The following is a 24,040-nucleotide window of genomic DNA, read 5'->3' as shown; positions in this document are numbered from 1 at the left end:
ATGCCCAGGATCGTGCAAATGCCAGCGACGCAATACCCGCGGTTACGCGGTCCAGTTCCGGCCATCACCTTTTCCTGACGCCGTGAACCTCGCCTCTGACGGGCGGACCCATTTACAGGGCATGCAGCGCGCTCCCGACAGTGGATGTGCGCGGACCCTTGAAATGTCCGCCATCGCATGGAGGCTATCATGGACGTCGATACCGACAGGTTGAATGCCTTTATGGGCAAGATGATCACCGAGGTCGGGGCGGCGATGAACGCATCGCTGGTCCTGCTGGGCGACAAGCTCGGCCTTTACCGCGCCCTCGCCGCCAAAGGACCGATGAACTCCGCCGAGCTGGCGAGCGCCACCGGAACGACGGAGCGTTATGTCCGCGAATGGCTCTCGAGCCAGGCGGCGTCCGGCTACGTCGAATATGATTCAGCATCCGGAAAATTCTCGATGCTGCCGGAGCAGGCTATGGCGCTTGCCGACCCGGACAGCCCGGTATTCCTCGGCGCCGTCGGCAACGTCATTGCCGCGGCGTTTCTCGACGAGCCGAAGATCACGGATGCGTTCAAGTCCGGCAAGGGCGTCGGCTGGAACCGGCGCAGCGAGTGCCTGTTCTGCGGCACCGCCCGCTTCTTCCGCACCGGCTACATGCATCATCTGGTGCAGGAATGGCTGCCTGCGCTGGATGGCGTCGTGGACAAGCTGAAGCGCGGTGCCAAGGTCGCCGATGTCGGCTGCGGTCACGGCGTCTCGACGCGGCTGATGGCGGAAGCCTTCCCCAATTCGCGCTTCTACGGCTTCGACTATCACGAAGGCTCGATCGAAGCGGCGCGAAAGGCTGCAGCCGAAGCAAAGCTCGGCGATCGCGTCAGCTTCGCGGTGCACTCGGCCAAGACCTATCCGGCCGAGGGCTACGATCTCGTCTGCTTCTTCGACTGCCTGCACGACATGGGCGATCCCGTCGGCGCCATCAGCCACGTGCGGCAGACCATGGCCAAGGACGGCACCTGCATGCTGGTCGAACCGTTCGCGGGCGACCGCCTCGAAGACAATCTCAACCCGGTCGGGCGCGTCTACTACGCAGCGTCCACCATGATCTGCACGCCGGCCTCGCTCGATCAGGAGGTGGGCCTGGCGCTCGGCGCCCAAGCCGGCGAGGCAAGGCTGCGCAAGGTCGCGAGCGAAGGCGGCCTGTCGCGCTTCCGCCGCGCCGCCGAGACGCCGTTCAACCTGATCCTGGAGGCACGGATCTGACCGCGCGCGAGCGCCGCGGCCGACGATGTCAGGCCGCGTCGCCGACGCCCATCCCGAACGTGATCTGGTTGCCGTCGGCATCGACGACGTCGAAATCGCGCATGCCGTAGTCGCGATCCTCCGGCCGGTTGAGCAGTCTGGCCCCGCGCCCCGAGACTTCGGCATAGATCCGATCGACGTCGCGAACGAAAACGCAGAGACCGCCATGTCCGGGCAGCCGTTTCGTTGCGGCCGCCGCGAGCAGATGCAGGCCGACCTCGTCCCGGCAGAGGCAGGCATAGGACGGGGGTTGGCCATATTCGAAGGTGACCTCGAAGCCGAGCACGTCGCGGTAATAGGCAAGGCTGGCAGCGATGTCTGAGACGACGAAGACGGTGGCTGAGCCCGCCATCATCTGGTGTTCGTCGGTCATCGATCCCTCTCCATCGCAAGCAATCTCCTGCGCGCAGTGTAGCATGCGCGCCCGAGGCCTTGCACGGGCCAGGCTGCAACGTAAGCTGGCGATCGAACAAGGCGGCATGAGTCCGCCGGCATGGGAGGATGACGATGAAATATTCCGGCCTGGCGCTGGTTGCGCTGCTCGCCATGACGATCTCCGGCGCGGGCCGCGCAGCCGAGCCGACCCGCTTCACGCCGCTGAAAGCGGACGAGCTCACGCCGCCGCAGAAGGAATGGGCCGATGCGATCGCGGTGCCGCCGCGCAACGCCAAGTTCACCAACCCGCCCTACCGCGCCTATATCCGCAACCCCGAGCTGGCGCCAAAGCTTTCGGCGATGTCGGACTACCTGCGCTGGAATTCGTCGCTGCCGGCGCGCCTCAGCGAATTCGCCATCCTGATCACGGCACGGCAATGGACCGCCCAGTACGAATGGTTTGCGCATTATCCGCTGGCGATGAAAGCCGGCCTCGATCCGCAGGTCGCCAAGGACCTCGCCAACGGCATGCGGCCGCAGACGATGAAGGACGACGAGGCCGCGCTCTATGATCTCGCGATGGCGCTCTACCGCGACAAGAAGGTGTCCGACGCGGTCTATCGCGCCGCCCAGCAGAAATTCGGCGAGCGCGGCATCATGGATATCATCGGCCTGATCGGCTATTACGACCTGGTCTCGATGACGCTGATCACGATGCAGGCGGAAGCGCCGAACGACAGCGTCCCGCCGCTGCCGCCGCTGGCTGCGAAGTAGTTGCGCCGCGCAGGCCCCGACGACTCTATCACCGTCACCCTGAGGTGGCCGCTTCTTTCAGCGGCCCTCGAAGGGCGACGGCCCGGCTGGTAGCCGCGCGGAAGGATCGGGGCCGTGCATCCTTCGAGGCTCCCGGCGCGATGCGTTGCATCGCGCCACTCGCACCTCAGGATGACGGATTGGATAGAGTCGTCGTTGCGGAGGAACCAACGCAATCCGCAGGCTAACAGCCGTAATCGGCTAGGCCGTCTTGTCCACCGAGGACGAGCCGTCAGCCGGCGGATATTTCGTCACCGGGACCATGAAGGACTTGGTGCCGACTTGGTAGATGATCTTGCCGTTCTTGCCGTCGTCGGTCGCGATCTGCGACTGGCCGAACATGATGACGTTCTTGTAGAGGTAGCCGGTGCCTTGGCGGGTGATGCCGTCGGTGGTGACGCTGACCGTGGCTTCCTGGCCGTTGATGGCGAGGACGCGAAAGCTTGCGCTCTTGCCATTGTCGGCCGAATAGCCGCCCCAGCTTCCCATGAGATTGTTGTCGGAACCGGGAGGCGCCTGCTTCGCGAGAGTGGCGGTCGCCTGGCCGCCGCCGGCGGAGAACACCAGCGCGAGATTCTTGCCATCCTTGGTGCCGACAGTGACGTTGCCGTAGGTGATGGTCGCACCATTGACCTCGCCGAAACCGCGCTCTGTATGCCCATTATGGGTATACTCGATCTGGGCTCGGGCTCCCCGGATGTTCACGACCTTGAAGCCGACTTCCTGATTGTTGCCCGCCCAATTGCCTTTCCAGTCACCGACCAGGTTGCTCTGGTGATACATCCGCTCGTTGGCGGGCGAGATCTGGTTGGTGCTAGACGAGATGACGGCCATTGGATTGCTCGGCGGACGATCCTGACAAAGACGCTTTCGTTCGCATGTCGGCGCACAGTATCAGGACATGATCCTGAAACAGCTGGAAACAATCGGATTAGGACCACGCGCTGGTTAACGAGCCGTTAAGTTCAACCCCGGCGCGAGTGAGGCAAACGGTCCCGTTCGACAGGTCGCGCGCGTCTCAGCGGCCCCAGCGGTCGGACCAGATCTTCTCGCCGATCATGCAATTGACCCGCGGCTCCTTGTCCTTGTCGGCAACGGGAATCACGGGGCGCTCCGGCGTGCGGCCCGCAACCTCCATCAGGAGTTTCGTGCGGATCGCTTCCTTGAACTTCTCGCGATCCTTGATCGAGATCACGAAGGAGCCGGGACCGCCGATGACGCAGTCCTCGTAGTAGTAATCGAGATTGTCGATATCCATCGTCGAGTAGGACGGCTCCTTGACCATGATCGGCAGGCCGTTGATGACGATGCCCTTCTCGAGCGCGGCGTCGCGCGCCACGGTCACGGGGCCGCCATTGTTGTTGGGACCGTCGCCCGAGATGTCGATCACGCGACGCAGGCCGCGATAGGGGTCCTCCTCGAACAGCGGCATCGCGAAATTGATCGCGCCGGAGATCGAGGTGCGCGAGGCGCGCCGGATCGGCGTCTTCATGATCTCGGCCGCGACCGCATCCGCGGTCTCCGGTCCGTCGACCAGCCGCCAGGGGATGATGACCTTCTGGTCGCTGGAGGCGGCCCATTCGAAATAGGTCACCGCGATCCGGCCGTTCGGACCGAGCTTCAGTGCCTGGAGGAATTCCTTCGACTGGATCGCCTGCGCATAACCTTCGCGCTGCACCGCAAGCTCGTCCATGTCCATGGAGTAGGAGACGTCGACCGCCAGGATCAGCTCGACGTCGACCGTCTGTGCATCCTTGTCGGCTGCCAGCCGTTGCGGCTGATGTCTGGACGGCTCAAATTTGGGTCCCGGTGCCGCGATTCCCGCGACCTCCCCTCCGGCGAACATGCCGGCCACCAGCACAGCCCCGATCGAGAACAGCAAGCGCATCGCAGTCTCCCGTCGTATGACGCGATGGTGACATGCATTCGTCTTTGCGCAAAGCGCGAAGATCGCTTGCGCTTCACATTCGAGTTAGGAATTTCGCGCTTTGCGCAAAGCCGCCGCCGTGTTGCCGCGCTTGCGTCATCGGAACGCGTGCCTAGTCAAAGCACAGTCATTCCGGGGCTCGCGAAGCGAGAACTCCGGCGCGCCCCTTGCGCGCCTGGGAATCTCGAGATTCCAGGTTCGATGCTGCGCATCGCCCCGGAATGACGGTGTTAGTGGAGCTACTCCCCCCGCCCACTTGTCCGGCGCGATTTCCATGCTAGGCTGGACGCACAGATGGGGATGGAGTCCCCCGACAACCGCCCGGCGGCTCAGTACCTGGACCGTAATGGGCTGATGACTCTTGCTTGAGGTGGGGCAATCATTGAGCCTCCGCCTTTGGCGGGAGCATGGACAAACCCGCCGATGGCGGGTTTTTTGTTGCCTGAAGCCGGACGAAGGAGAAGGCGTGACGACGACACCGAATGCTGCGCGCAGCGCGTTGCCCAGGGGGATCTGGGTGCTCGGCTTCGTCTCGATGCTGATGGACGTCTCCTCCGAGATGATCCACGCGCTGCTGCCGGTCTATCTCGTCACCGTGCTCGGTGCCTCCACGCTCACAGTCGGCTTCATCGAGGGCGTCGCGGAGGCGACCGCCTCGATCACCAAGATCTTTTCGGGCGCGCTATCCGACTGGCTCGGCCGCCGCAAGCTGCTCGCGGCCCTCGGCTATGGGCTGGCCGCGATGACGAAACCGCTATTTCCGCTCGCCCCCAGCGTCGGATGGCTGGTCGCGGCGCGCTTCATCGACCGGGTCGGCAAGGGCATTCGCGGTGCGCCGCGGGATGCGCTGATCGCCGACATCGCGCCTGCGGGCCTGCGCGGCGCAAGCTTCGGCCTGCGGCAGTCGCTCGACACCATCGGCGCCTTCGTCGGGCCGCTCGCGGCGATCGGCCTGATGTGGTGGACCGCGGACAATTTTAGCCTCGTGTTCTGGATGGCCGTGCTGCCGGCCTTCCTGTCCTTCGGACTGATCGCGTTCGCGGTCCACGAGCCGGAGCCGGACCCGGGCCGGGAGCCCGCGACGAATCCGCTGAACCTCGCGGCAATGCGGCAACTCGGATCGGTGTACTGGCGCGTCGTGGCGGTCGGCGTGGTGTTCACGCTGGCGCGCTTCAGCGAGGCCTTCCTGATCCTGCGCGCGCAGAACATCGGGCTCAATGCGATGTGGTTGCCCGCGGTGCTGGTGCTGATGAACATCACCTACGCGCTGTCGGCCTATCCGGCCGGTGTGCTCTCCGACCGGATCAACCGGACCGGCCTGCTCGCGCTCGGTCTCATTTTTCTCGCCGGCGCCGATCTCGCGCTCGCGCTGCTGCCGAGCCTTGCGGGCCTCGCGCTCGGCGTCGTGCTGTGGGGGCTGCATATGGGACTGACGCAAGGCCTGCTCTCGGCCCAGGTCGCCGACGCTGCGCCGTCGAGCCTGCGCGGCACTGCCTTCGGCTATTTCAACCTGTTCACGGGGCTTGCCCTGCTGGCCGCAAGCGTGATCGCCGGCGCGCTGTGGGACGCCTATGGCCCGGCGGGCACGTTCCTCGCCGGACTCGGCTTCGCGCTGGTGGCGCTCGTGGGGCTGCTCACTGTGGGCAACGGCCTCGTCGCGGAGGACAAGTGATGCTGAGCGGGGTGATCGCGATCGTGATCGGCAGCGTGCTCGGCGGCTGCGCGCGCTATTTCGTCTCCGGCGCGATCGCCCGGCGGCTGAGCGAGACGTTTCCGTGGGGCACCATGACCATCAACGTCACCGGCGCCTTCCTGATCGGCATTTTTGGCGCGCTGGCGACGCACCCCGGCTCGATCTTCGCGGCGCCCAATCCCTGGCTGTTCGCGGTGACCGGCTTCCTCGGCTGCTACACCACGGTGTCCTCGTTCAGCCTGCAGACGCTGACGCTCGCGCGCAACGGCGAGCCGATGCACGCGCTCGGCAACGTGGTGTTCTCGGTCGGGCTGTGCCTCGCCGCCGTCAGTTGCGGCTTCCTCCTTGCGGACAGTCTTGGAGGCTAGACGCGGATGAAATCCCCCTCCTCCGCCGAGCGCTGGCGCACTGCAATGCTCTATGCCTGGGTAGCCGCCGGCAGCATCATTGGCGGGCTGACGCGCTACCTGGTTGGGCTCGCGCTCGATACCGGGCCCGGCTTCCCCACCGCGACGCTGTTCATCAATGCCACAGGCTCGCTGATCATCGGCTTCTATGCGGCGCTGACCGGCCCTGATGGCCGCGTGCTGGCGCGGCCCGAGCATCGGCAGTTCGTCATGACCGGCTTCTGCGGCGGCTACACCACCTTCTCCACCTTCAGCCTGGAAACCTTCCGCCTGTTCCATGGCGGCATGAAGTATACGGCGCTGGCCTATATCGCCGCGTCGGTCGTCTGCTGGCTGGTGTCGGTTTGGCTCGGCCATATGATGGCGAGCCGCTATAATCGCTTGAAAAGGAGCTGACCATGCAGATTCCCAATCAGGCTGTTTCGCTCCGTATCTTCATCGGCGAGAGCGACCATTATGATGGCAAGCCGCTTTATGAAGCGATCGTGACCACGGCGCGCGAGCGGCACCTTGCCGGCGCCACCGTGCTGCGCGGCCCGATGGGGTTCGGCAAGTCGAGCCGGCTGCACACCTCGAAGATCCTGCGGCTGTCGGAGGACCTGCCGCTCCTGATCGAGATCGTCGACAGTGAGGACAACATCAATGCATTCCTGCCCATCCTGGATGGCATGATGTCGAGCGGCCTGATCACCTTGGAGAAGGTGCAGGTCCTGCAATATGGTGCGAAGGCCGCGAGCTGATCGCTCCGGCTGGAACCCGAGCCCGGCCTGTCCGGGGAGGCGGAATGAACGACACCGTTACCAAGCCGAAAACCAGAACCAAGACCAAGGTCGAGCGGCCGAAGCTGCACAAGGTCATCCTGATCAACGACGACTACACGCCGCGCGAATTCGTCACCATGGTGCTGAAGGCCGAATTCCGCATGACAGAGGATCAGGCCTACAAGGTGATGATCACCGCCCACAAGCTCGGCGCCTGCGTGGTCGCCGTGTTCACCAAGGACGTCGCCGAGACCAAGGCGACGCGTGCCACCGACGCCGGCCGCGCCAAGGGCTATCCGCTGCTGTTCACCACGGAGCCGGAGGAATAAGGCGCCGCCTGGCCCCGTTCGCCTCAATTTTATCGATCCGTGTGACCGCGGGTTTAATCTCCTGTGTCACGACGATGCGATGTCAGTCGCACTTCGCAAACAGCTCGAGCTCAAGCCGGCACGCCACGAGACCTCATTCGGCCCGTTCAAGCTGCTACATGCACTTCCATGGCTGATCCTCGCGGCGGCGATGCGCGTGATCGCGTTCGGCGGCGGCGCCGTAGCGCTGCCCGCGATCATCGTTGCCGACATCTCGGTGCTGCTCGCCTTCTTCGCGACAGCGCAACAATCGATCGAGGCGGCCGGCGGCCAGTCCTCGCTCGGCGAATTGACCTTCGGGGAGCAACTCAGTCTCTCTTTCTCGATTCTGTGGCGGATCGCGCTCGTGATGATCGTCGCGGCGCTCGGCAGCGCAGCAGCCGGCTATGGGGCCGCCCTTCATCTGATGGCAGGCCTCGATGGCATGGCGTTCGACCAGTTCACGCATCCCGGACGCTTCTGGAGCGCCTGGATCGCCGCACTCGTGCTGCTCATGATCGTCCGCGCCGAGCGCGACGACGGCAAAATCGCAATATTTCCCGCGATCGGTGAATTCGCGCGGCGCGGGCTGTGGCTCGGCGCTGCGGTGATCGTGCTCGGCCTTGTCAACGTCGCGCTGGCCTACGGACAGGAAGCGGTGCGGAGCGCGATCTGGAATTTCTGGCAGACCTCGTCGGCGACCCAGTTCACCAAGAACCTGATCTATTTCTGCTTCATCTTCAGCTTCGCCATGCTGCGGCTGTGGATCACCTTGACGATCCTGACGCTTGGGCTGAAGCAATCATATGTTCGCGCTGATTAGCGCCGCTGCGTATCCGCACGCTCACGCCATCACCACCGGCGTCTCCTCGCCGAGACGCGCTGCGCTTTCGAAAATCCGACTTTGCAATCCGGCCAGAGATCGCCGACAATGCCGCAAAACCGGCGCAGGCCGGTCAATAAGCAGGGCGGGAAACGACGGAAGTGGGCATATCAAGAAGAAGCTTCGTGACAAGAGGCCGACTGGTTCTGACGCTGGCGGCGATCACCTTCCTCGCTAGCAGCATGGCGCAAGCGGCCGAACGGGTCCGCATCGGGCTGTTGAAGCTCTCCTCGGCCGCCCCGCTGTTCCTCGCCAAGGAGCGCGGCTATTTCGAGCAAGAAGGGATCGAGGCCGATCTAAAGTTCTTCGACGCCGCCGTGCCGATCGCGGTGGCCAGCGTCTCCGGCGATATCGATATCGGTTTCACCGGCTTCACGGCCGCTTTCTACAACCTCGCGGGCAAGGGCGGACTGAAGGTGATTGCCGGCACGGCGCGCGAGGCACCCGGCTTCCAGAATACGGCTTACGTCGCCTCCAAGCGCGCGTACGATTCGGGCCTGAAGGCGCTGAAGGACTTGCCCGGCCATTCCGTCGGCATCACGCAAGTCGGCTCGACTTTCCATTATTCGCTCGGCCAGATCGCCGACAGGCTGAAATTCGAAGTGACATCCGTCCGCGTCGTTCCGCTCCAATCGTTGCCGAATGTCGCCGCTGCCATCAAGGGCGGCCAGCTCGACGCGGCGCTTACCGCCACGACCACGATCAGCCCGGTGGTCGCCTCCGGCGACGCGATCATTCTCGGCTTCGTCGGCGACGAGACGCCCTGGATGCTCGGCTGCGTGGTGGCTTCGACGGCGACGATCGAGAAGAACCGCAAGCTGGTCGAGAAGGTGCTGGCCGCCTATCGCCGCGGCGCCGACGACTATGCGCGCGTGCTGTTGAAACGCGATGCGGACGGCAAGTTCGTCCGCAGCGAGGAAGGTGACGCGATGCTCACGATCATCTCCAAATACACAGAGCAGAAGGTCGAGCAGCTCCGCATCGGGCTCTCGGTCGTCGATCCCGCGCTCGACAGCGCCGACATCGCCCGTCAGATTGCCTGGTTCAAGCGCCAGAAGATGATCGAACCCGATATCGACGCCGAGAAGATCATCGACAAATCCTTCGTCCCGGACCGGCCGACGGCGCCGAAATGACTGATGGCAACGACAACAAGAACACGGAGCGCCCCATGAGCACGAGCGAAGTCACCGCGGGCACCAAAATCGTCCGGCGTGCCGCAAACCAGAAGCCGTCGCGGGTGGTCGCAGACATCTGCGTGGTCGGCTCCGGTGCGGCCGGCATGTCTGCGGCGATCGAGGGCGCGCGCGCCGGACGCAAGGTGGTGCTGGTCGATAGCCTGCCCGCGCTCGGCGGCCAGGCGGTCAACTCCATCATCGGCACATTCTGCGGCCTGTTCTCGAACGGCAGCGACGGCTACCAGTTCACCCACGGTATCGCCGACGATCTGCTGGGCGACCTCGGTGCGCAGGAGAACGCACTGTTCTACCGCCGCGGGCCGCACACCACCGTCGTCTATTACGACGAGGTCGCGCTCGGACGCTGGGTCGAGAAGGCGATGCTTGCGGCCGGCGTGACGGTGATCGTCGGCGCCGTCATGCGCAACGTCCACGTCGCCGGCCGGCGCGTGACCGGGATCGATCTCTCCACCCGCTACGGCGACGTCGAGGTCGAGGCAAACGGCTTCGTCGACGCCTCCGGCGACGCCGCGCTGGTGTGGCAGGCGGGTTTTGCCTGCCGCGAGCCGGACGACGGCCCGATCTACGGCACGCAAATGCTGATCGTGGAGAATATCGACGAGAGCAAGGTGCCGAGCCGAGAGGAATTGCCGGCGCGCATGCGAGAGAAGGCCGGCGACTACGGCCTGTTGCGGCGCGAGGGCCTGTCCTTCGTCATTCCCGGGCGCGGCGTTGCCGCCATGAACATGACCCATGTCGAAACGCCGCTGGAGCCGCTGGAGGCGAGCCGCAAGGGCATCGAAGGCAAGGACCAGGCCGACCGCGCCTTCGCTTTCCTCAGGAACGAATTCCCCGCCTGCTTCGGCAAGGCGCGCATCCGCGCGTATGGCTTTCCCGGGATCCGCCAGACGCGCTGGATCGTCGGCCGCCAGCAATTGTCGGTCGATGACGTCCGCGCCGGCACCAAATTCGAAGACGCGATCGGCCGTACGGCGTGGCCGATCGAACTGCACGACCACGGCTCCGGCCATCACTGGCACGTCTTCGACAAGGACCACGTCCACTATGTGCCGTTCGGCAGCCTGGCGCCGCAGGAAGCCGACAACATCGTCGCGGCCGGCCGCTGCATCGATGCCGACAAGGCCGCACTCTCCAGCGTTCGGGTGATGGGCCCCTGCATGGCGATGGGCGCCGCCGCGGCGCACGCGCTCGACCTCGCCGGCAGCGGCAGCGTGCATCAGATCGACATCGATGCATTGCAATGGCGCGTGCGCGACAATCTGGAGCGGACGGACTGAGGCGCGCAGCAGCCAAGAGTGGTGACTGTCGCTCTCTGCTCAGCCGACCGGCGCGATCGTCGGTCTGAACGCCCTCAGCAACGTCCATTAAAGCGCGATGGGATTTGGATGAATCGTCATCGCGCTTTAGGTTGTTGTTTACGCATGATCTTTCTGGAAAACCGCTTCGCACTTTTCCGGATCATGCTTTAGGCGCCTGCCAGCGTGTCGCGCACGTTGACACGCTCACCGTCCGGCTTGCTGACATAGAGATGGCTCTCCAATACGGATTGCATGTTCTCAAACATCGAATAGAGATCGTCGCAATAGACGGACGGATTGTCGTAGCCGTTTTTCTTGGAGAAGCGATGCGGAAGATAGCCTCCCCCGCAGGCGTTCATGAACTTGCATTGGCGACACTTCGCACAAAGATTGATTGAGGCATCGCGGGCGGCTTTCCAGCGCGGCTCATTCCTGACCTCATCGATCGCGTGATCGAAGATGTTGAAGCCGGTGCTGGTGAAGCCGTCGCCTGCGATCCGCAGCACATCGTGGGCCTCCACGGTGCCGTCGGTCATCACGGTGCAAAGCTCGACGGGCTTGTGGCCTACGCCCTCGGTCGGTGAATCGTTGCCAAGCAGGGCGGTGATCATGTCCGAGATGATGCGGATATCGGTCGTCGGCGTCGAGCGATTTGCCTCCAGCCACAGGTCGAACAGCCCCTTGTAGAAAGCGGCAATGGATGGCGGACTCTCATCCACCGTCGCATCGGGAATCATTATGTCGTAGTTGGAGATTCCGCAGGCGGCGAAAAAATCGGCGTATTGCTGCGGCGCGTAAGCGGGATTGCAGACGGCCAGCGCAATGACGCCGATGTTGCGCGACACCAGCATGCGAACGGCACGTTCCACGGCGGCATGGGTGCCCGTCCCCTGAAACGTCCTGCGATGAAGGTCGTGAATATGTGCCGGTCCGTCCACGCTGATCGCAACCGAAATGTTGCGGGCCTCGAAGCAGGCCAGCCATTCATCATCGATCAACACACCATTGGTCGTGACCGCGATCGGTATGCCGCATCCGGTCCGCGATGAAATCGCCTCGCAGGCCTCGGCAAAGCCGTGGAAATTCTCGACGCCCCACAGCAACGGCTCGCCGCCGTGCAGAATGACGGGGAAATCGGCGAGCGAGAATCTGACAACGTGCTCCTCGATGCGCTGCAGCAGACGATGCTGCACGTCAGGGCTCATCAGCTTCGGCTTGGTGTAAACGGACGCGTCGCGAAACCAGTAACAATAGGAGCAGTCGATGTTACATCTCGTTGCGACCTTGACCAGCAATTGCGTGATCGGCTGATCCTGGAAAGCGACACAATCTGAACCGTCAGCCGACATGCCGACACCGAAACGAGCTGGAAGAAGTTTGTCTAGTACCCTCGAACGAATCCGCCTCGGCGGAACGCCCCGACACCCGGAGCGGTTGCCCCCCTGCGGAAGGCGCCTGCGTTGGCGCCCTTAGCAAAAGCGCCTCGCCTGAAAGCAGCCTGGGTCGCCACGGGGTCGTCGGAGACGACGCCCTGCTCCGCACGCTGTCCTCGCAAATCGTTCAGCAATGCGTCGATACCCTGATGGTCGCTCTGAATGGTTGCGCCAGGCCCATGCAATTGGATGAGGCTCGCAAAAACCTTCAGCGTCGTAATCGGCATAATTATGCTCCCCTTTTCGCGACGCAATGCAGGGATCGAACGAAAGGCCGGACTATCGAGCCGGCTGAGCAATGACGAACACTATACCTTTTCCATTGTTGCGGCAATGTGTCGGGACCGGCCGGTCTGCTCGACCTCGGGGAGCAGACATCGCTCCTGGAAAGACGCCCTTAGGCCATCACCACCGGCGTCTCCTCGCCGAGCCCGTAGACGCGCTGCGCTTTCGAAAACCCCGCGATCGGAAAATCGCCGAGCGCGCGCCAGTCGTGGCGGCAGACATTGGCAAAGCCTTCCGAGGCGACGACGGTGCGGCCGAGCCGGCCGGCGATCTTCTCCAGCCGCGCGGCGAGATTGACGGCGGGGCCGATGCAGGTGAAGTCGAGGCGGTTGCCGCCGCCAATGTTGCCGTAGAGGATGTTGCCGACGTGGAGCGCGACGCCGAAGCGGAAACGCTCGACGACGTCGCCGACCGGAAAGGCGAGCGCCTCGACGCTGGCGCGGGATTCGCGCGCAGCCTCGAGCACGCGAGAGCACACATACGGGGCATCGCCGACATATTCGTCGATCGGGAACACCGCGAGCAGGCCGTCGCCCATGAATTTCAGCACCTCGCCGCCGTGGCCGCGGATCGCGGTGACCTGGCAGTCGAAATACTGGTTGAGGATCTCGACCACGGTCTCGGCCGGTAGCCGGTCCGACAGCGCGGTGAAGCCGCGCAGATCGGAGAGCCAGATTGCGGCCTGCATGGTGTCGTTGTGGCCGCGGCGGATCTGGCCGCCGAGGATGCGCGCGCCGGCGCGATTACCGACATAGGTGTCGAGCAGCATCTCGGCGGTGCGGCGCAGGCTGATGATCTCGGCGACGCGCGCGAGCGGCGTCACGATGGAGCGGATTGCCGCGACGTGGTCGTCGCTGAAGCCACCGGGATGCCGCGTCACCCAGCTCGTCGCATGCACCGAGCCGTCGAGAAACGGCATCGGCACCGCGATATAGTCGGTCGCCCCTTCGGCCCGCATGTCGTCGAGAAACGGAAACCGCTCGTTGTCGGGATCGCCGATGCGTCCCCGCACCTCTAGCCCCTGCTCGAAAACGATCCGGAGCGGGCTTTTGGCGAATTCGGGCGTCTCCAGGATCTCGAAATCGACGGTGCCGATCTCGACCTCCTCGCCCTGCCGCCAGATGAAGTTGCGGCCGAAGATCTCCGGATGCAGCGTGCGGATGAAGATGCCGAACCGCCACAGCGGCAGGCCGGCCTCGACCAGATGCTCGCAGACCTCGGCGATCATCTCGGCCGGGGTCCCCGACGACCGCGCGCCGTCGATCAGCCAGTTGGTGATGCGCTGGAGCTCGGAGCTTTGCATGACCGCATTAGCGGATGAAGTTGTGTGGACGTCAAGCTACGCGGTGGGCTGGTACCGCGAGATGAGGACCTTTGCGCTAGCGTCCGACCTGCCCGCGATCGCGCAAGAAGTGGTCGGCCAGCACGCAAGCCATCATGGCCTCGCCGACGGGGACGGCGCGGATGCCGACGCAGGGATCGTGGCGGCCCTTCGTAAAAATCTCGGTGTCGGCGCCCTTGCGATCGACGGTGAGACGCGGCTGAAGGATCGACGAGGTCGGCTTCACCGCGAAACGCACCACGATCGGCTGTCCAGTCGAGATGCCGCCCAGAACGCCGCCGGCATGGTTGGAGAGGAAGCGCGTGCCGTCATTGCCGGTGCGCATCTCGTCGGCGTTCTCTTCGCCGGTGAGTTCGGCGGCGCCGAAGCCGGCGCCGATCTCGACGCCCTTCACGGCGTTGATGGTCATCATTGCGCCCGCGAGATCGGAATCGAGTTTTGCGTAGATCGGCGCGCCAAGGCCTGCGGGTACGCCCTCGGCGACGATCTCCAGCACCGCGCCGATCGAGGAGCCGCTCTTGCGGATGCCGTCGAGATAGGTCTCGAAGAAGGCGGCCTTGTCCTTGTCGGGACAGAAGAACGGATTCTTCGCGATCTCGTCCCAGTCCCACTTCTCGCGGTCGATCTTGTGCGGGCCGATCTGCACCAGCGCGCCGCGCACCTTCACGTCGGGCAGCACCTTTCGCGCGATGGCGCCGGCGGCAACGCGCATCGCGGTCTCGCGTGCCGAGGAACGGCCGCCGCCGCGATAATCGCGCAGGCCGTATTTCGCCTCATAGGTGAAGTCGGCATGACCGGGGCGAAACTTGTCCTTGATCTCGGAATAGTCCTTCGAGCGCTGGTCGGTGTTCTCGATCAGCAGCCCGATCGGGGTGCCCGTCGTGACCTGCACGCCGGTCTCCGGATGCGCCATCACGCCGGACAGGATTTTGACCTGGTCCGGCTCCTGGCGCTGGGTGGTGAAGCGCGACTGGCCGGGCCGGCGGCGGTCGAGATCCTTTTGGATATCGGCCTCAGTGAGCGGGATCATCGGCGGGCAGCCGTCGACCACGCAGCCGATCGCCACCCCGTGGCTCTCGCCAAAGGTGGTGACGCGGAACATGTGGCCGAAGGTGTTGAAGGACATGCCGAACTGCCGCCTAGCGTTGACTTGCAACGCCTATGGTGAATGTCAACGTGACGTAACGCGATCTGAATGGGGGGTCAAATGGTCCCCACAGGCGTCATGGCCGGGCTTGTCCCGGCCATCCACGTTCTTGGGGGCCGGAAGCGCAAAAGTCCGTGGATGCCCGGGACAAGCCCGGGCATGACGGCGGAGGACGGGAGCGCTCTTAACTAAACTTCTCCAGCCGCCCGTCGCGGAACACGTAGACGGCGCCCTGCTCGATATAGAGCTCGGCGGCGCTCGTGGGAGTCTCCAGCCCCAAGGCCACCATCAGGGCCCGGCAGGTGCCGCCATGGGCAACCGCGACGGTGTCGACGAGGATGGACTCGTACCAGTCGAGCATGCGCAGCTGCACCGCGGCATAGGTCTCGCCGCCGCTCGGGGCCACCGTCCATTTGTCGGCGAAGCGCCTTGCATAGACCTCCGGGTCGGCCGCCTCGCTCTCGGCGAGCGTCAGCCCTTCCCAGCTGCCATAGCCGATCTCGCGCAGGCGATCGTCGAGCGAATAGTCGGCAGGCGGCAGTTCGAGCTTGGCGCGCGCAAGTTCCATAGTCTGGCGGGCCCGGCCGAGCGGGCTCGACACGTAGGGCAGCGCCGCGCGGTCCTTGCCGTCACGCTCGAGCAGATCCGCCAGCACGCCGGCGGCGTGCACGGCCTGGCCGCGGCCGCGCGCATTGAGCGGGACGTCCTTGGTGCCCTGGAGCCGGCCGAGCGCATTCCACTCGGTCTCGCCGTGGCGAAGGAAATAGATCGTGGGCACGGGCATTGCAGCTAAAGATCAGTCCTTGCCACCGAGCGAAATATCCGGCGCGTCCGGGCGCTTCATGCCGAGCACGTGATAGCCGGAATCGACGTGATGCACCTCGCCGGTGACGCCGCGCGAGAGATCGGAGAGGAAATACAGCGCGCTGCCGCCGACGTCCTCGGTCGACACGTTGCGCCGCATCGGCGCGTTGTACTCATTCCATTTCAGGATATAGCGGAAGTCGCCGATGCCGGACGCGGCGAGCGTCTTGATCGGACCTGCCGAGATCGCGTTGACGCGGATGTTCTTCTCGCCGAGATCGGCGGCGAGATAGCGCACGCTGGCTTCCAGCGCCGCCTTGGCCACGCCCATCACGTTGTAGTGCGGCATCCACTTCTCGGCGCCGTAATAGGAGAGCGTGATCAGCGAGCCGCCGTCCGTCATCAGCTTCTCGGCGCGCTGCGCCACGGCCGTGAACGAATAGCAGGAGATCAGCATCGACTTCGAGAAATTCTCCTGCGTGGTGTCGACATAGCGGCCGTCGAGCTGCTCGCCATAGGCGATCGCATGCACCAGGAAGTCGATCTTGCCCCACTTCTCCTTCAGCACCGCGAAGACGGCGTCGATGGTCGCAGCGTCGGTGACATCGCAATGGCCGAGCACGAGGCCGCCGATCTCGGCGGCGAGCGGCTCGACACGCTTCTTCAGCGCATCGCCCTGATAGGTGAAGGCGAGCTCGGCGCCGGCGGCGTGGCATGCCTTGGCAATGCCCCAGGCGATCGAGCGGTTGTTGGCGACGCCGAGGATCACTCCGCGCTTGCCTTGCATCAGACCTGAATTCTGCGCCATTTCTTCACGTCCCATCGAGCGGGTTGAGGTCTGGAGGTACACCAGCCCTCCCCTGCGGTACAGCCCTAATACGCGGCGTTAACGCTGTTTCGAGCGCCGGAATAGCCGTTCCATTCGGGTGTTATGATGATCGAGGCGCTCGCGCCTGATATGAGGGACGACAAGACGGTAATGAGTGCGTTTCGCCAGAGTGTGGAAGCCATGATCCCGGCGTTGCGCCGCTACGCCCGCGCGCTGACGCGCGATGCGGATGCGGCCGACGATCTGGTGCAGGACACCTTGGTGCGGGCGCTGCGTTCGGAGCGCCTGTTTCTCGGAGGCGATGTCAGGAGCTGGCTCTACACAATCCTGACCAACCTCAACAAGAACCGGCGGCGCTCGCTGGCAAGGCGTCCGCAATTCATGCAACTGACGGAGAACAACCCGGATGCCAGCGGGACCGAAGCCGAAGGGCGCGACATCGAGAAGGCGCTGGCGACGCTGGTCGAGGAGCAACGCTCGGTGCTGCTCCTGGTGATGCTGGAGGGCATGAGCTACCGCGAAGTCGCCGACATCCAGGGCGTGCCGATCGGCACCGTGATGTCGCGCCTCGCACGAGCGAGAGCCCACGTCAAAGCCTCGCTGGAGGGCGAGCGCCCGGCGCTCAGGCGGGTGAAATGATGGCAGGGTTGATGCATCGCGTTTTGTCCCGCCTGTCGATGAGGCGAGCCAAGTTGAGTCACCAAGAACATTTTGGGCCGCAGAGCCAGATGACGATCGATATGAACGACCGCAATATCCCAGCCTGGAGCCGGTGCCGGCGCGGCTGGAGCTCGAGCGCCTGGAGCGCCGGCCGCGGCAATGGCTGTATGGCGCCGCGGCGGCTGTGCTGGTGGCTTTCGTCGCCGGCGGCTCCGCCGGCTGGCTCGCGCACGGCGCCGCCAACGCCCCCTCGACCTTCCAGAGCTTCACGGCGGACGCGCTCGACGCCCATCGCCTCTATGTCGTCGAGGTCCGGCATCCGGTCGAGGTCGGGGGCAACGAGCGCGACCACCTTCAGGCCTGGCTGACCAGGCGCTGCGGCTGGACGGTGTTCGCGCCGAACCTGGAGGCGAGCGGGCTGAAGCTCGTCGGCGGCCGGCTCCTGCCGGGGCCGAACGGGCCGGCCTCGTTCCTGATGTATGAGGGCGCCTCGGGCGAACGCTACACGATCTACAGCGCCAAGACCGAAAATGGTGCAACGCAGATGCGCTACGCCAAGACGGACAAGGACGGGGCACTGTTCTGGGCCGAGCGCGGCGTCGGCTACGTCGTCAGCGGCGTCGGCGCCGACCGCGACCGGCTGAACAAGGTGGCGCAAGCCGTTTACGACCAGGCAGAGAAAAGCGGCGGCTAAACAACCGCGCGAAACGCGGTGCCCAGATTCCGACATTGAAAATTTCGAATCAAGACATGCGTGCGTCTCATTATCGCACCGGGTGATCACGCGATTATGAGCGGCGTTCGATCCGCCGATCGACGCGGGCGGCCTCGATTGGGGTTTTTGGTACCGCGCTGGTCCCCCTCTCGAGGCCGCACCTTTTTATCGGCTGCCCCGCCGGACAGCCGACACGTCTCAGACGTCAGCGTCGAAGCGCGGCCCGCGCTTCGGGCGTATGTTGAGCATCATCCTGTGGGGAAGAGAATGCTCCGATCGTCGACACGGTCTCGGATAGCGCCCTAATTCATGGGCATGATTTTTTCGGAAAACCGCTACGCACTTTTCCGAATCATGCCCTAGCCGAGCCCGCTACGCGGATTGTACGGATGTTGGTCGCGCCACTTCTCCATCAATGCCTCAAGCTCGGCGTCGTTCCCATCCGGTAGCATAATCCTGATGGTGACGAAGAGATCCCCGGTTCCGCCGGCCTTCGGCAGGCCTTTGCCCTTGAGGCGGAAGGTCCGGCCGCTGGAGGTGTTTTTCGGGACCGACAGCTCCACGGCATTGCCGAGGGTGGGCACGCGGACCTTGCCGCCGAGCACCGCCTCATACAGCGTGACCGGCAGATCGATTCGCAGGTCCGCGCCCTCGACCTTGAAGTAAGGATGCGGCGCGATGTTGATGGTGAGCAGGAGGTCGCCGGGCGGGTGGCCCTGTGCGGTCTCGCCCTGGCCGCGCAGCCGGATCTGCTGGCCCTCGGTGACGCCAGCCGGAATCTTGACGTTGAGCTCCTTGCCATTCGGCAGCCGGACCCGCTTCTCACCGCCCTTGACCGCTTCTTCCAGCGAGACGCTCATGGCGACATTGACGTCGAGATCGAGCCCGATCCCGCCGGTGTCGAACTCGAACTGGGCGCCGCCGCCGGCCCCGGGCCGCGCGCCACGCGTCCCGCCGCCGAACATGCTGTTGAGGATGTCCTCGAACGCACCCCCGCCCGGACCGCCACCCGCACCACCGCTCCGGAACGTGTAGCTCTCGAACCCGCCGGGACCTGCGCGGCCACGCGGACCTCCGCCGCCCGGAAAGCCCTGGAAGCGCGGCTTGCCGTCGGCGTCGATCTCGCCACGGTCGAACTGCTTGCGCTTGTCCTCATCGCCGAGGATCTCGTTGGCCGAGTTGATCTCGGCAAAGCGCTCAGCGGCCTTGGGATCGCCTTTGTTGCTGTCGGGATGGTGCTTCTTGGCAAGCTTGCGATAGGCGCTCTTGATCGCGGCAGCGTTGGCGCTCCGCGGCACCCCCAAGACCTCATAGGGGTCGCGCATCCGTCACGTCTCCTTCAAGAATTCGAAATTGTTCAAAGGGCTCCCCACCCCAGCTGTCATCCATGTGGGGGCGGAGTGGCATTTTTGCAACTAGTCGGGTGAAGCGGACCGCTTCGATTCGAGCACGATCTTATCGGAAAACCGGTTCACACTCTTTGAGAACCGCCCTTCCGGGTCAGGATCCTGCTCAGCTCCGCCATGGCTTTAGCGTATGAATCTCCCAACGGCCATGGCTGCTTTGGCAGCCGGCGCCCTGGAGCCAGCTTTCGGTGCTGCCGTTGACGTAGCTCGCCAGGAAATCGCGGCACTTGCGGCCGTCCTCGGCGGCATAAGACTGCGCGATCGGCGTCACCGAGCCGCGCGCCCCGGTCTCCGGATTCTCCCAGTGCTGGCTCGAATCCTTGTCGCCCTTGCTGAGGACGTCGGAGGCGGCGTTGCGCGCGAAAGCGAGATCGGTCTCGGTCGGCGGGGCATCCTTCCGCGCGATCGAACCGGTGAGGTCGCTATCGTCGGCCTTGGCATAGGCGGTCTTGTCATTGCGGGAAAAGCTGCAGCCGCCCGCGCCAAGCCCGATCAGGATGATCGTCACGACAAGGCCCGATCGATGGATCGCCGATAGGCCAACGCGTCCCCATGCCCTATATAGGGTGGGAGCGGACAACAGCGCGTTTTGGGCCGCGGGACGCAACTCGGACTCCGGACATGACCGACACGACCTCGATGAAACACCAGACACCCTTAACATCCGGTGATTTCACCGCCGCCGACGAGCCCTTTGCGCTGTTCGAGGCCTGGCTCAACGAGGCGATCAAAAGCGAGCCGAACGATCCGAACGCGATGGCGCTCGCGACCGTCGATCCCGACGGGCTGCCTGACGTGCGCATGGTGCTGATGAAGGGCTTCGATGCCGAGGGTTTCGTCTTCTACAGCCACATCGCCAGCCAGAAGGGCCGCGAACTCGCCGCAAACCCTAAGGCCGCTTTACTTTTTCACTGGAAGTCGCTGCGCCGTCAGGTCCGCATCCGCGGCAACGTGACGCCGGTGACCGACGCCGAAGCCGACGCCTATTTCGCGACGCGGCCGAAGCAGGCGCAGATCGGCGCCTGGGCCAGCAAGCAGTCCGAGGCGCTGGAGAGCCGCTTCGCCTTCGAACAGGCGATCGCAAAAGTCGCGGCCAGATACGTCATCGGCGAAGTGCCGCGGCCGCCGGGCTGGAGCGGCTGGCGCATCACGCCTGTTCGCATCGAGTTCTGGCACGACCGCCCATTCCGCCTGCACGACCGCATCGAATTTCGCCGTGACGCGGCCGGCCAGCCATGGTCCAAGACGCGGATGTATCCCTGAGCTTAGGCCGACCTGAAAGATGTCCATGCCGCACTCGTCCAACGCGCCGCGCCGCACACTGCTCTTGACCGGAGCAAGCCGCGGCATCGGCCACGCCACCGTGATCCGCTTCTCCTCGGCGGGCTGGCGCGTCATCACCTGCTCGCGGCATCCCTTCCCTGAGGACTGTCCGTGGGACGCAGGGCCGGAGGATCACATCCAGGTCGACCTCGGCAACCCTGAAGACACCGCGCGCGCCATCAACGAGATCCGCAATCGTCTCGAGGGCGGCACGCTGCATGCGCTGGTCAACAACGCCGCGATCTCGCCGAAGGGCCCCGGTGGCGCACGGCTCGGCTCGGTCGACACCGATCTCGACACCTGGACCCACGTCTTCCACGTCAACTTCTTCGCACCGATCATGATGGCGCGCGGATTGATCGCGGAGTTGAAGGCGGCCAAGGGCTCGGTGGTGAACGTCACCTCGATCGCGGGCTCGCGCGTGCATCCCTTCGCAGGCGCCGCCTACGCCACCTCAAAGGCTGCGCTCGCCGCGCTGACGCGCGAGATGGCCTCCGACTTCGGCCGCGTCGGCGTGCGCGTCAACGCCATCGCGCCGGGCGAGATCGACACCTCGATCCTGTCGCCGGGCACCGAGAAGATCGTCGACCAGCAGATCCCGATGCACCGGCTCGGAACGCCCGACGAGGTCGCCAAGATCATCTATGTGCTGTGCACGGACACCTCGTCTTACGTCAACGGCGCCGAGATCCACATCAACGGCGGCCAGCACGTTTAGGCCAAGACGGCGGAAGCATGGGCCGGTTCGCGAGCACAGCGTCACTCTACGAACATTTGCGGCCGCCATATCCGCGGGAATTTTTCCGCACCGTTGCACACAAGCTCGGCCTCACCAAACAGAGCAGCCTGATCGATCTCGGCACCGGGCCCGGTTTGCTCGCGCTCGGCTTCGGCCCTCATGTCGGCCGTGTCGTCGGTGTCGACCCGGAGCCCGCAATGCTCGATGCGGCGCGGCGCGCGGCTGCGGGCGCAGGGCGGCAGCTCACGCTGATCGAAGGCAAGGCAGAGACGCTTGCTGACGACATCGGCAGCTTCGATGTCGTGACGATCGGCCGCGCGCTGCACTGGATGGATCGCGACGCCACGCTTGCGCGGCTCGACCATCTGGTCGCGCACGATGGTGCGATTGCGATCTGCGCCTCGTTTTCGGTCACCGACGGCCGCAACCCATGGCTCGACGGCTACAACGAGATCCGCCGCCGCTGGTCACCCGCCAAGCTGTGGGAGGAAGCCGGCAAGGGCACGCGGACCCATCGCGATCTGCCGGCATTCTTTCGCGGCAGTGCGTTTCGGCCTGCCGAGCTCGTCGCGGTCGAGACCAGCCATAACGTGAGCGTGGAGGACCTGACACGCCGCACCCTCACCTACTCGTCGTCCTCACCGGACGCGTTGGGCGAGAATGTCGAGCCGATGCTGCGCGAAATCGGAGAACTTCTTGCATCCTTCAGCCGCGACGGCGTGATCGCCGAGAGCCTCGTCTCGACGGCGGAGATCGTGAAGCGTTATTGAGTTGCCGAACGATGGAAGCAGGCGATCCAGACAACGCCGCCGCAAGACCTGGATCGCCCTTCCTTCCACTCCTCAATCGAGTCGAATCCGACGCGACCTCTCGCGCGGCCGCGGAGCAGCCGTGCTGAACGCAGTCGAGCAGTCGTCGTCGTTCTCGCCGTCGAGCAGCGGAGCACCACAGTGCCGGCACATGCGCGCCGACATCGACGACGCCTTGCCGCTCGCCACCACCTGACGATAGTTCGCCAGGTCGATGACGTTGCGGGGCGACGTTATGTGTTTTTCAACCATGGCTGTTCCTCGCGGCTACACACTGCTTATCGCAGACAAGTTTCGCGCAAACGTTCAGCCCACCGCTCAAATTTTACCGGAGGAATTGGGGCGGCGCGCACACATCACGGCGCGGCCGCAATCCCGCTCTATTCTGCGACACGATACTCCGTCTCTCGGCGAACGGCGTAAGATATCGGTAGGTATCTTTGCCTGACGACGCTGGATCACTGCGAAAGTCAGGCTGACGTTTCGAGCATCCACTCAGCGCAGGCGCGTTCTGCGCTTTACAGCCACTTCTTGAACTTGAAGAGCCAGTACGGGACGATCGCGGCGATCAGCATCATCACCAGCGCCATCGGATAGCCGTGGACCCATTCGAGTTCCGGCATCACCTTGAAGTTCATGCCGTAGATCGAGGCGATCAGCGTCGGCGGCATCAGGACAACAGCCATGACCGAAAACAGCTTGATGATGTTGTTCTGCTCGAGATTGACGACGCCGAGCATGGCATCGAGCACGAAGGTGATCTTGCTGGAGAGATAAGAGGCGTGGTCGGTGAGTGACGCCACGTCGCGTTGCATGGTCTTGAGCTGCTCGCGCATGTCCTTGGACCATTTCACGCCCTCAACCACCGCCGAGAGGAAGGTGACGACGCGACCGATCGAGACCAGGCTCTCGCGAACCTTCGAGGTCAGATCGCCCTTGCGGCCGATCGAGATCAGGATCTGGGAATATTGCTTGGCGTGGCCGTGGCGCTCGCTCTCGGGCTCGAAGATGTCGTGCGAGACCTGGTCGATCTCGGCACCGCAGCGCTCCAAAATGTCGGCGCAGCGGTCGATCACGGCGTCCAGCAGCTCCATCAGCACCATCTCACCGGTGATGGAAGGCGTGCAGGAGCGGGCGAGCTTGGCCTCGACCAGGGCGAACGGCTTGGGCAGGTCATAACGCACCGTCACCAGGCGGTGGTCGCCGAGGATGAAGGTCACCGCCGTGGTCCGGGGCATGTCGGTATCGGAGTGGCACATCAGCGTCGCCGTCATGTAGCGCGCGCTGTTCTCGATATAGAGGCGGCTGGAGATCTCGATCTCCTGCATGTCCTCGCGGGTCGGGATGGCGATGCCCAGCAGCCGCTCCACCGCCTTGTCCTCGGCCGCGGTCGGGCTGACCAGGTCGACCCACACCGCATGCTCCGGCACGGCCGCCAGATCCTCGACCACGGCTCTTTTGAGGGTGCCCTCGGAGGGAACGAAAACAGAAAACATGCACCAACTCCAGCAGGGGCCTGCGACAGAATGACAAGCCCTTAGCGCGATTCTGACAAGTT

General features: G+C 64.4%; 26 protein-coding genes, 1 pseudogene and 1 riboswitch. Of the genes and pseudogenes, 15 read left to right on the top strand and 12 right to left on the bottom strand.

Annotated elements, in window-relative coordinates; translation table 11 throughout:
* The first annotated feature begins 189 nt into the window (after nt 1-189).
* Nucleotides 190-1,248, top strand: a complete 1,059-nt coding sequence (locus tag FOM02_RS34215; protein WP_027558311.1) for a class I SAM-dependent methyltransferase — start codon at nt 190-192, stop codon at nt 1,246-1,248.
* Between the two features lie 28 nt (nt 1,249-1,276).
* On the opposite strand, the gene FOM02_RS34210 is transcribed toward FOM02_RS34215, so the two are convergent.
* Nucleotides 1,277-1,660 (bottom strand): bleomycin resistance protein, encoded by a 384-nt coding sequence (locus FOM02_RS34210; protein WP_027558310.1) that lies wholly within the window; start codon nt 1,658-1,660, stop codon nt 1,277-1,279.
* A gap of 134 nt (nt 1,661-1,794) precedes the next feature.
* On the opposite strand from FOM02_RS34210, the gene FOM02_RS34205 reads away from it, so the two are divergent.
* Nucleotides 1,795-2,436 carry a carboxymuconolactone decarboxylase family protein gene (locus FOM02_RS34205; RefSeq protein WP_231164296.1) on the top strand — a complete coding sequence of 214 codons (642 nt, stop codon included), beginning with the start codon at nt 1,795-1,797 and terminating at the stop codon, nt 2,434-2,436.
* A 240-nt stretch (nt 2,437-2,676) separates the two neighbouring features.
* On the opposite strand, the gene FOM02_RS34200 is transcribed toward FOM02_RS34205, so the two are convergent.
* Both FOM02_RS34200 and FOM02_RS34195 read right to left on the bottom strand, forming a co-directional pair.
* Nucleotides 2,677-3,309, bottom strand: coding sequence for a hypothetical protein (locus FOM02_RS34200; protein WP_027558308.1), 633 nt, complete (start codon nt 3,307-3,309; stop codon nt 2,677-2,679).
* Between the two features lie 184 nt (nt 3,310-3,493).
* The gene (locus tag FOM02_RS34195; RefSeq protein ID WP_027558307.1) at nt 3,494-4,363 is read right to left on the bottom strand and encodes a DUF1194 domain-containing protein; all 870 of its coding nucleotides are present in this window, start codon (nt 4,361-4,363) and stop codon (nt 3,494-3,496) included.
* A gap of 326 nt (nt 4,364-4,689) precedes the next feature.
* Nucleotides 4,690-4,773: riboswitch (Fluoride riboswitch) on the top strand.
* 95 nt (nt 4,774-4,868) lie between these two features.
* Here FOM02_RS34195 and FOM02_RS34190 point away from each other — a divergent pair.
* The 8 genes from FOM02_RS34190 (at nt 4,869) to FOM02_RS34155 (ending at nt 10,969) form a co-directional block, all read left to right on the top strand.
* A complete protein-coding gene (locus FOM02_RS34190; protein WP_027558306.1) occupies nt 4,869-6,074 on the top strand; it encodes an MFS transporter in 1,206 nt (401 codons plus the stop codon).
* On the top strand, nt 6,074-6,463 hold the full coding sequence (crcB, locus tag FOM02_RS34185; protein WP_027558305.1) for a fluoride efflux transporter CrcB: 390 nt from the start codon (nt 6,074-6,076) through the stop codon (nt 6,461-6,463). The genes FOM02_RS34190 and crcB (FOM02_RS34185) overlap by 1 nt, the downstream gene beginning before the upstream one ends.
* Before the next feature lie 6 nt (nt 6,464-6,469).
* A complete protein-coding gene (gene crcB / locus FOM02_RS34180; protein ID WP_027558304.1) occupies nt 6,470-6,898 on the top strand; it encodes a fluoride efflux transporter CrcB in 429 nt (142 codons plus the stop codon).
* A 2-nt stretch (nt 6,899-6,900) separates the two neighbouring features.
* On the top strand, nt 6,901-7,242 hold the full coding sequence (locus FOM02_RS34175; protein WP_027558303.1) for a DUF190 domain-containing protein: 342 nt from the start codon (nt 6,901-6,903) through the stop codon (nt 7,240-7,242).
* A gap of 44 nt (nt 7,243-7,286) precedes the next feature.
* Complete coding sequence (gene clpS / locus FOM02_RS34170) at nt 7,287-7,592, top strand: ATP-dependent Clp protease adapter ClpS (protein ID WP_025034645.1); 306 nt, start codon at nt 7,287-7,289, stop codon at nt 7,590-7,592.
* A gap of 79 nt (nt 7,593-7,671) precedes the next feature.
* Nucleotides 7,672-8,433: a hypothetical protein gene (locus tag FOM02_RS34165; protein ID WP_027558302.1), complete on the top strand. Its 762-nt coding sequence runs from the start codon at nt 7,672-7,674 to the stop codon at nt 8,431-8,433.
* Between the two features lie 185 nt (nt 8,434-8,618).
* Entirely contained in the window at nt 8,619-9,629 is a 1,011-nt protein-coding gene (locus tag FOM02_RS34160; RefSeq protein ID WP_027558301.1) for an ABC transporter substrate-binding protein, read from the top strand.
* 35 nt (nt 9,630-9,664) lie between these two features.
* Nucleotides 9,665-10,969, top strand: coding sequence for an FAD-dependent oxidoreductase (locus FOM02_RS34155; protein ID WP_027558300.1), 1,305 nt, complete (start codon nt 9,665-9,667; stop codon nt 10,967-10,969).
* 188 nt (nt 10,970-11,157) lie between these two features.
* Here FOM02_RS34155 and FOM02_RS34150 read toward each other — a convergent pair whose 3' ends face one another.
* From FOM02_RS34150 to fabI, 5 genes are all read right to left on the bottom strand, one after another.
* Entirely contained in the window at nt 11,158-12,285 is a 1,128-nt protein-coding gene (locus FOM02_RS34150; protein ID WP_231164295.1) for a radical SAM protein, read from the bottom strand.
* Nucleotides 12,286-12,820: 535 nt separating this feature from the next.
* Entirely contained in the window at nt 12,821-14,011 is a 1,191-nt protein-coding gene (locus FOM02_RS34145; protein ID WP_027558297.1) for an adenylate/guanylate cyclase domain-containing protein, read from the bottom strand.
* Between the two features lie 76 nt (nt 14,012-14,087).
* The gene (gene aroC, locus FOM02_RS34140; RefSeq protein ID WP_027558296.1) at nt 14,088-15,176 is read right to left on the bottom strand and encodes a chorismate synthase; all 1,089 of its coding nucleotides are present in this window, start codon (nt 15,174-15,176) and stop codon (nt 14,088-14,090) included.
* Nucleotides 15,177-15,381: 205 nt separating this feature from the next.
* The gene (locus FOM02_RS34135) at nt 15,382-15,981 is read right to left on the bottom strand and encodes a histidine phosphatase family protein (protein ID WP_027558295.1); all 600 of its coding nucleotides are present in this window, start codon (nt 15,979-15,981) and stop codon (nt 15,382-15,384) included.
* A 12-nt stretch (nt 15,982-15,993) separates the two neighbouring features.
* On the bottom strand, nt 15,994-16,809 hold the full coding sequence (fabI, locus tag FOM02_RS34130) for an enoyl-ACP reductase FabI (RefSeq protein WP_027558294.1): 816 nt from the start codon (nt 16,807-16,809) through the stop codon (nt 15,994-15,996).
* Between the two features lie 171 nt (nt 16,810-16,980).
* Between fabI and FOM02_RS34125 the strand changes: the two genes are divergently transcribed.
* Together FOM02_RS34125 and FOM02_RS34120 are read left to right on the top strand one after the other, a co-directional pair.
* On the top strand, nt 16,981-17,469 hold the full coding sequence (locus FOM02_RS34125) for a sigma-70 family RNA polymerase sigma factor (RefSeq protein WP_011085414.1): 489 nt from the start codon (nt 16,981-16,983) through the stop codon (nt 17,467-17,469).
* A 124-nt stretch (nt 17,470-17,593) separates the two neighbouring features.
* Nucleotides 17,594-18,184 (top strand): annotated as a pseudogene (locus FOM02_RS34120) (anti-sigma factor); the annotation flags it as partial.
* 380 nt (nt 18,185-18,564) lie between these two features.
* Here FOM02_RS34120 and FOM02_RS34115 read toward each other — a convergent pair.
* Nucleotides 18,565-19,530 carry a DnaJ C-terminal domain-containing protein gene (locus FOM02_RS34115; protein ID WP_027558292.1) on the bottom strand — a complete coding sequence of 322 codons (966 nt, stop codon included), beginning with the start codon at nt 19,528-19,530 and terminating at the stop codon, nt 18,565-18,567.
* 187 nt (nt 19,531-19,717) lie between these two features.
* The gene (locus FOM02_RS34110) at nt 19,718-20,119 is read right to left on the bottom strand and encodes an RT0821/Lpp0805 family surface protein (RefSeq protein WP_027558291.1); all 402 of its coding nucleotides are present in this window, start codon (nt 20,117-20,119) and stop codon (nt 19,718-19,720) included.
* Between the two features lie 113 nt (nt 20,120-20,232).
* On the opposite strand from FOM02_RS34110, the gene pdxH reads away from it, so the two are divergent.
* Genes pdxH through FOM02_RS34095 form a run of 3 tightly spaced genes read left to right on the top strand, consistent with a single transcriptional unit; the run spans nt 20,233 to nt 22,443 of the window.
* Complete coding sequence (gene pdxH, locus FOM02_RS34105; protein ID WP_027558290.1) at nt 20,233-20,874, top strand: pyridoxamine 5'-phosphate oxidase; 642 nt, start codon at nt 20,233-20,235, stop codon at nt 20,872-20,874.
* A 25-nt stretch (nt 20,875-20,899) separates the two neighbouring features.
* The gene (locus FOM02_RS34100; RefSeq protein ID WP_027558289.1) at nt 20,900-21,652 is read left to right on the top strand and encodes an SDR family NAD(P)-dependent oxidoreductase; all 753 of its coding nucleotides are present in this window, start codon (nt 20,900-20,902) and stop codon (nt 21,650-21,652) included.
* Between the two features lie 17 nt (nt 21,653-21,669).
* A complete protein-coding gene (locus FOM02_RS34095; RefSeq protein WP_265440650.1) occupies nt 21,670-22,443 on the top strand; it encodes a class I SAM-dependent methyltransferase in 774 nt (257 codons plus the stop codon).
* Between the two features lie 72 nt (nt 22,444-22,515).
* Here the strand turns inward: FOM02_RS34095 and FOM02_RS34090 are convergent, their stop codons facing one another.
* Nucleotides 22,516-22,734 carry a hypothetical protein gene (locus FOM02_RS34090; protein ID WP_027558287.1) on the bottom strand — a complete coding sequence of 73 codons (219 nt, stop codon included), beginning with the start codon at nt 22,732-22,734 and terminating at the stop codon, nt 22,516-22,518.
* A 266-nt stretch (nt 22,735-23,000) separates the two neighbouring features.
* Entirely contained in the window at nt 23,001-23,978 is a 978-nt protein-coding gene (locus FOM02_RS34085; RefSeq protein WP_027558286.1) for a magnesium transporter CorA family protein, read from the bottom strand.
* Nucleotides 23,979-24,040 lie beyond the last annotated feature (62 nt).

It is taken from the genome of Bradyrhizobium sp. SEMIA (genome assembly GCF_014844175.1).
Taxonomy (GTDB): Bacteria; Pseudomonadota; Alphaproteobacteria; order Rhizobiales; family Xanthobacteraceae; genus Bradyrhizobium; species Bradyrhizobium arachidis.
Note: the sequence above shows the minus strand (reverse complement) of the source record. Positions and strands in the feature narration are given on the sequence as shown.

Bases quoted from the DNA above. Each gene is read 5' to 3' on its own strand.
- clpS (WP_025034645.1), top strand. From the start codon at position 7,287: ATGAACGACACCGTTACCAAGCCGAAAACCAGAACCAAGACCAAGGTC.
- FOM02_RS34165 (WP_027558302.1), top strand. From the start codon at position 7,672: ATGTCAGTCGCACTTCGCAAACAGCTCGAGCTCAAGCCGGCACGCCAC.
- fabI (WP_027558294.1), bottom strand. From the start codon at position 16,809: ATGGCGCAGAATTCAGGTCTGATGCAAGGCAAGCGCGGAGTGATCCTC.
- FOM02_RS34195 (WP_027558307.1), bottom strand. From the start codon at position 4,363: ATGCGCTTGCTGTTCTCGATCGGGGCTGTGCTGGTGGCCGGCATGTTC.
- FOM02_RS34090 (WP_027558287.1), bottom strand. From the start codon at position 22,734: ATGGTTGAAAAACACATAACGTCGCCCCGCAACGTCATCGACCTGGCG.
- FOM02_RS34095 (WP_265440650.1), top strand. From the start codon at position 21,670: ATGGGCCGGTTCGCGAGCACAGCGTCACTCTACGAACATTTGCGGCCG.
- FOM02_RS34200 (WP_027558308.1), bottom strand. From the start codon at position 3,309: ATGGCCGTCATCTCGTCTAGCACCAACCAGATCTCGCCCGCCAACGAG.
- crcB (WP_027558305.1), top strand. From the start codon at position 6,074: ATGCTGAGCGGGGTGATCGCGATCGTGATCGGCAGCGTGCTCGGCGGC.
- pdxH (WP_027558290.1), top strand. From the start codon at position 20,233: ATGACCGACACGACCTCGATGAAACACCAGACACCCTTAACATCCGGT.
- crcB (WP_027558304.1), top strand. From the start codon at position 6,470: ATGAAATCCCCCTCCTCCGCCGAGCGCTGGCGCACTGCAATGCTCTAT.
- FOM02_RS34145 (WP_027558297.1), bottom strand. From the start codon at position 14,011: ATGCAAAGCTCCGAGCTCCAGCGCATCACCAACTGGCTGATCGACGGC.
- FOM02_RS34175 (WP_027558303.1), top strand. From the start codon at position 6,901: ATGCAGATTCCCAATCAGGCTGTTTCGCTCCGTATCTTCATCGGCGAG.
- aroC (WP_027558296.1), bottom strand. From the start codon at position 15,176: ATGTCCTTCAACACCTTCGGCCACATGTTCCGCGTCACCACCTTTGGC.
- FOM02_RS34135 (WP_027558295.1), bottom strand. From the start codon at position 15,981: ATGCCCGTGCCCACGATCTATTTCCTTCGCCACGGCGAGACCGAGTGG.
- FOM02_RS34085 (WP_027558286.1), bottom strand. From the start codon at position 23,978: ATGTTTTCTGTTTTCGTTCCCTCCGAGGGCACCCTCAAAAGAGCCGTG.
- FOM02_RS34205 (WP_231164296.1), top strand. From the start codon at position 1,795: ATGAAATATTCCGGCCTGGCGCTGGTTGCGCTGCTCGCCATGACGATC.
- FOM02_RS34155 (WP_027558300.1), top strand. From the start codon at position 9,665: ATGAGCACGAGCGAAGTCACCGCGGGCACCAAAATCGTCCGGCGTGCC.
- FOM02_RS34125 (WP_011085414.1), top strand. From the start codon at position 16,981: ATGAGTGCGTTTCGCCAGAGTGTGGAAGCCATGATCCCGGCGTTGCGC.
- FOM02_RS34215 (WP_027558311.1), top strand. From the start codon at position 190: ATGGACGTCGATACCGACAGGTTGAATGCCTTTATGGGCAAGATGATC.
- FOM02_RS34100 (WP_027558289.1), top strand. From the start codon at position 20,900: ATGCCGCACTCGTCCAACGCGCCGCGCCGCACACTGCTCTTGACCGGA.
- FOM02_RS34210 (WP_027558310.1), bottom strand. From the start codon at position 1,660: ATGACCGACGAACACCAGATGATGGCGGGCTCAGCCACCGTCTTCGTC.
- FOM02_RS34115 (WP_027558292.1), bottom strand. From the start codon at position 19,530: ATGCGCGACCCCTATGAGGTCTTGGGGGTGCCGCGGAGCGCCAACGCT.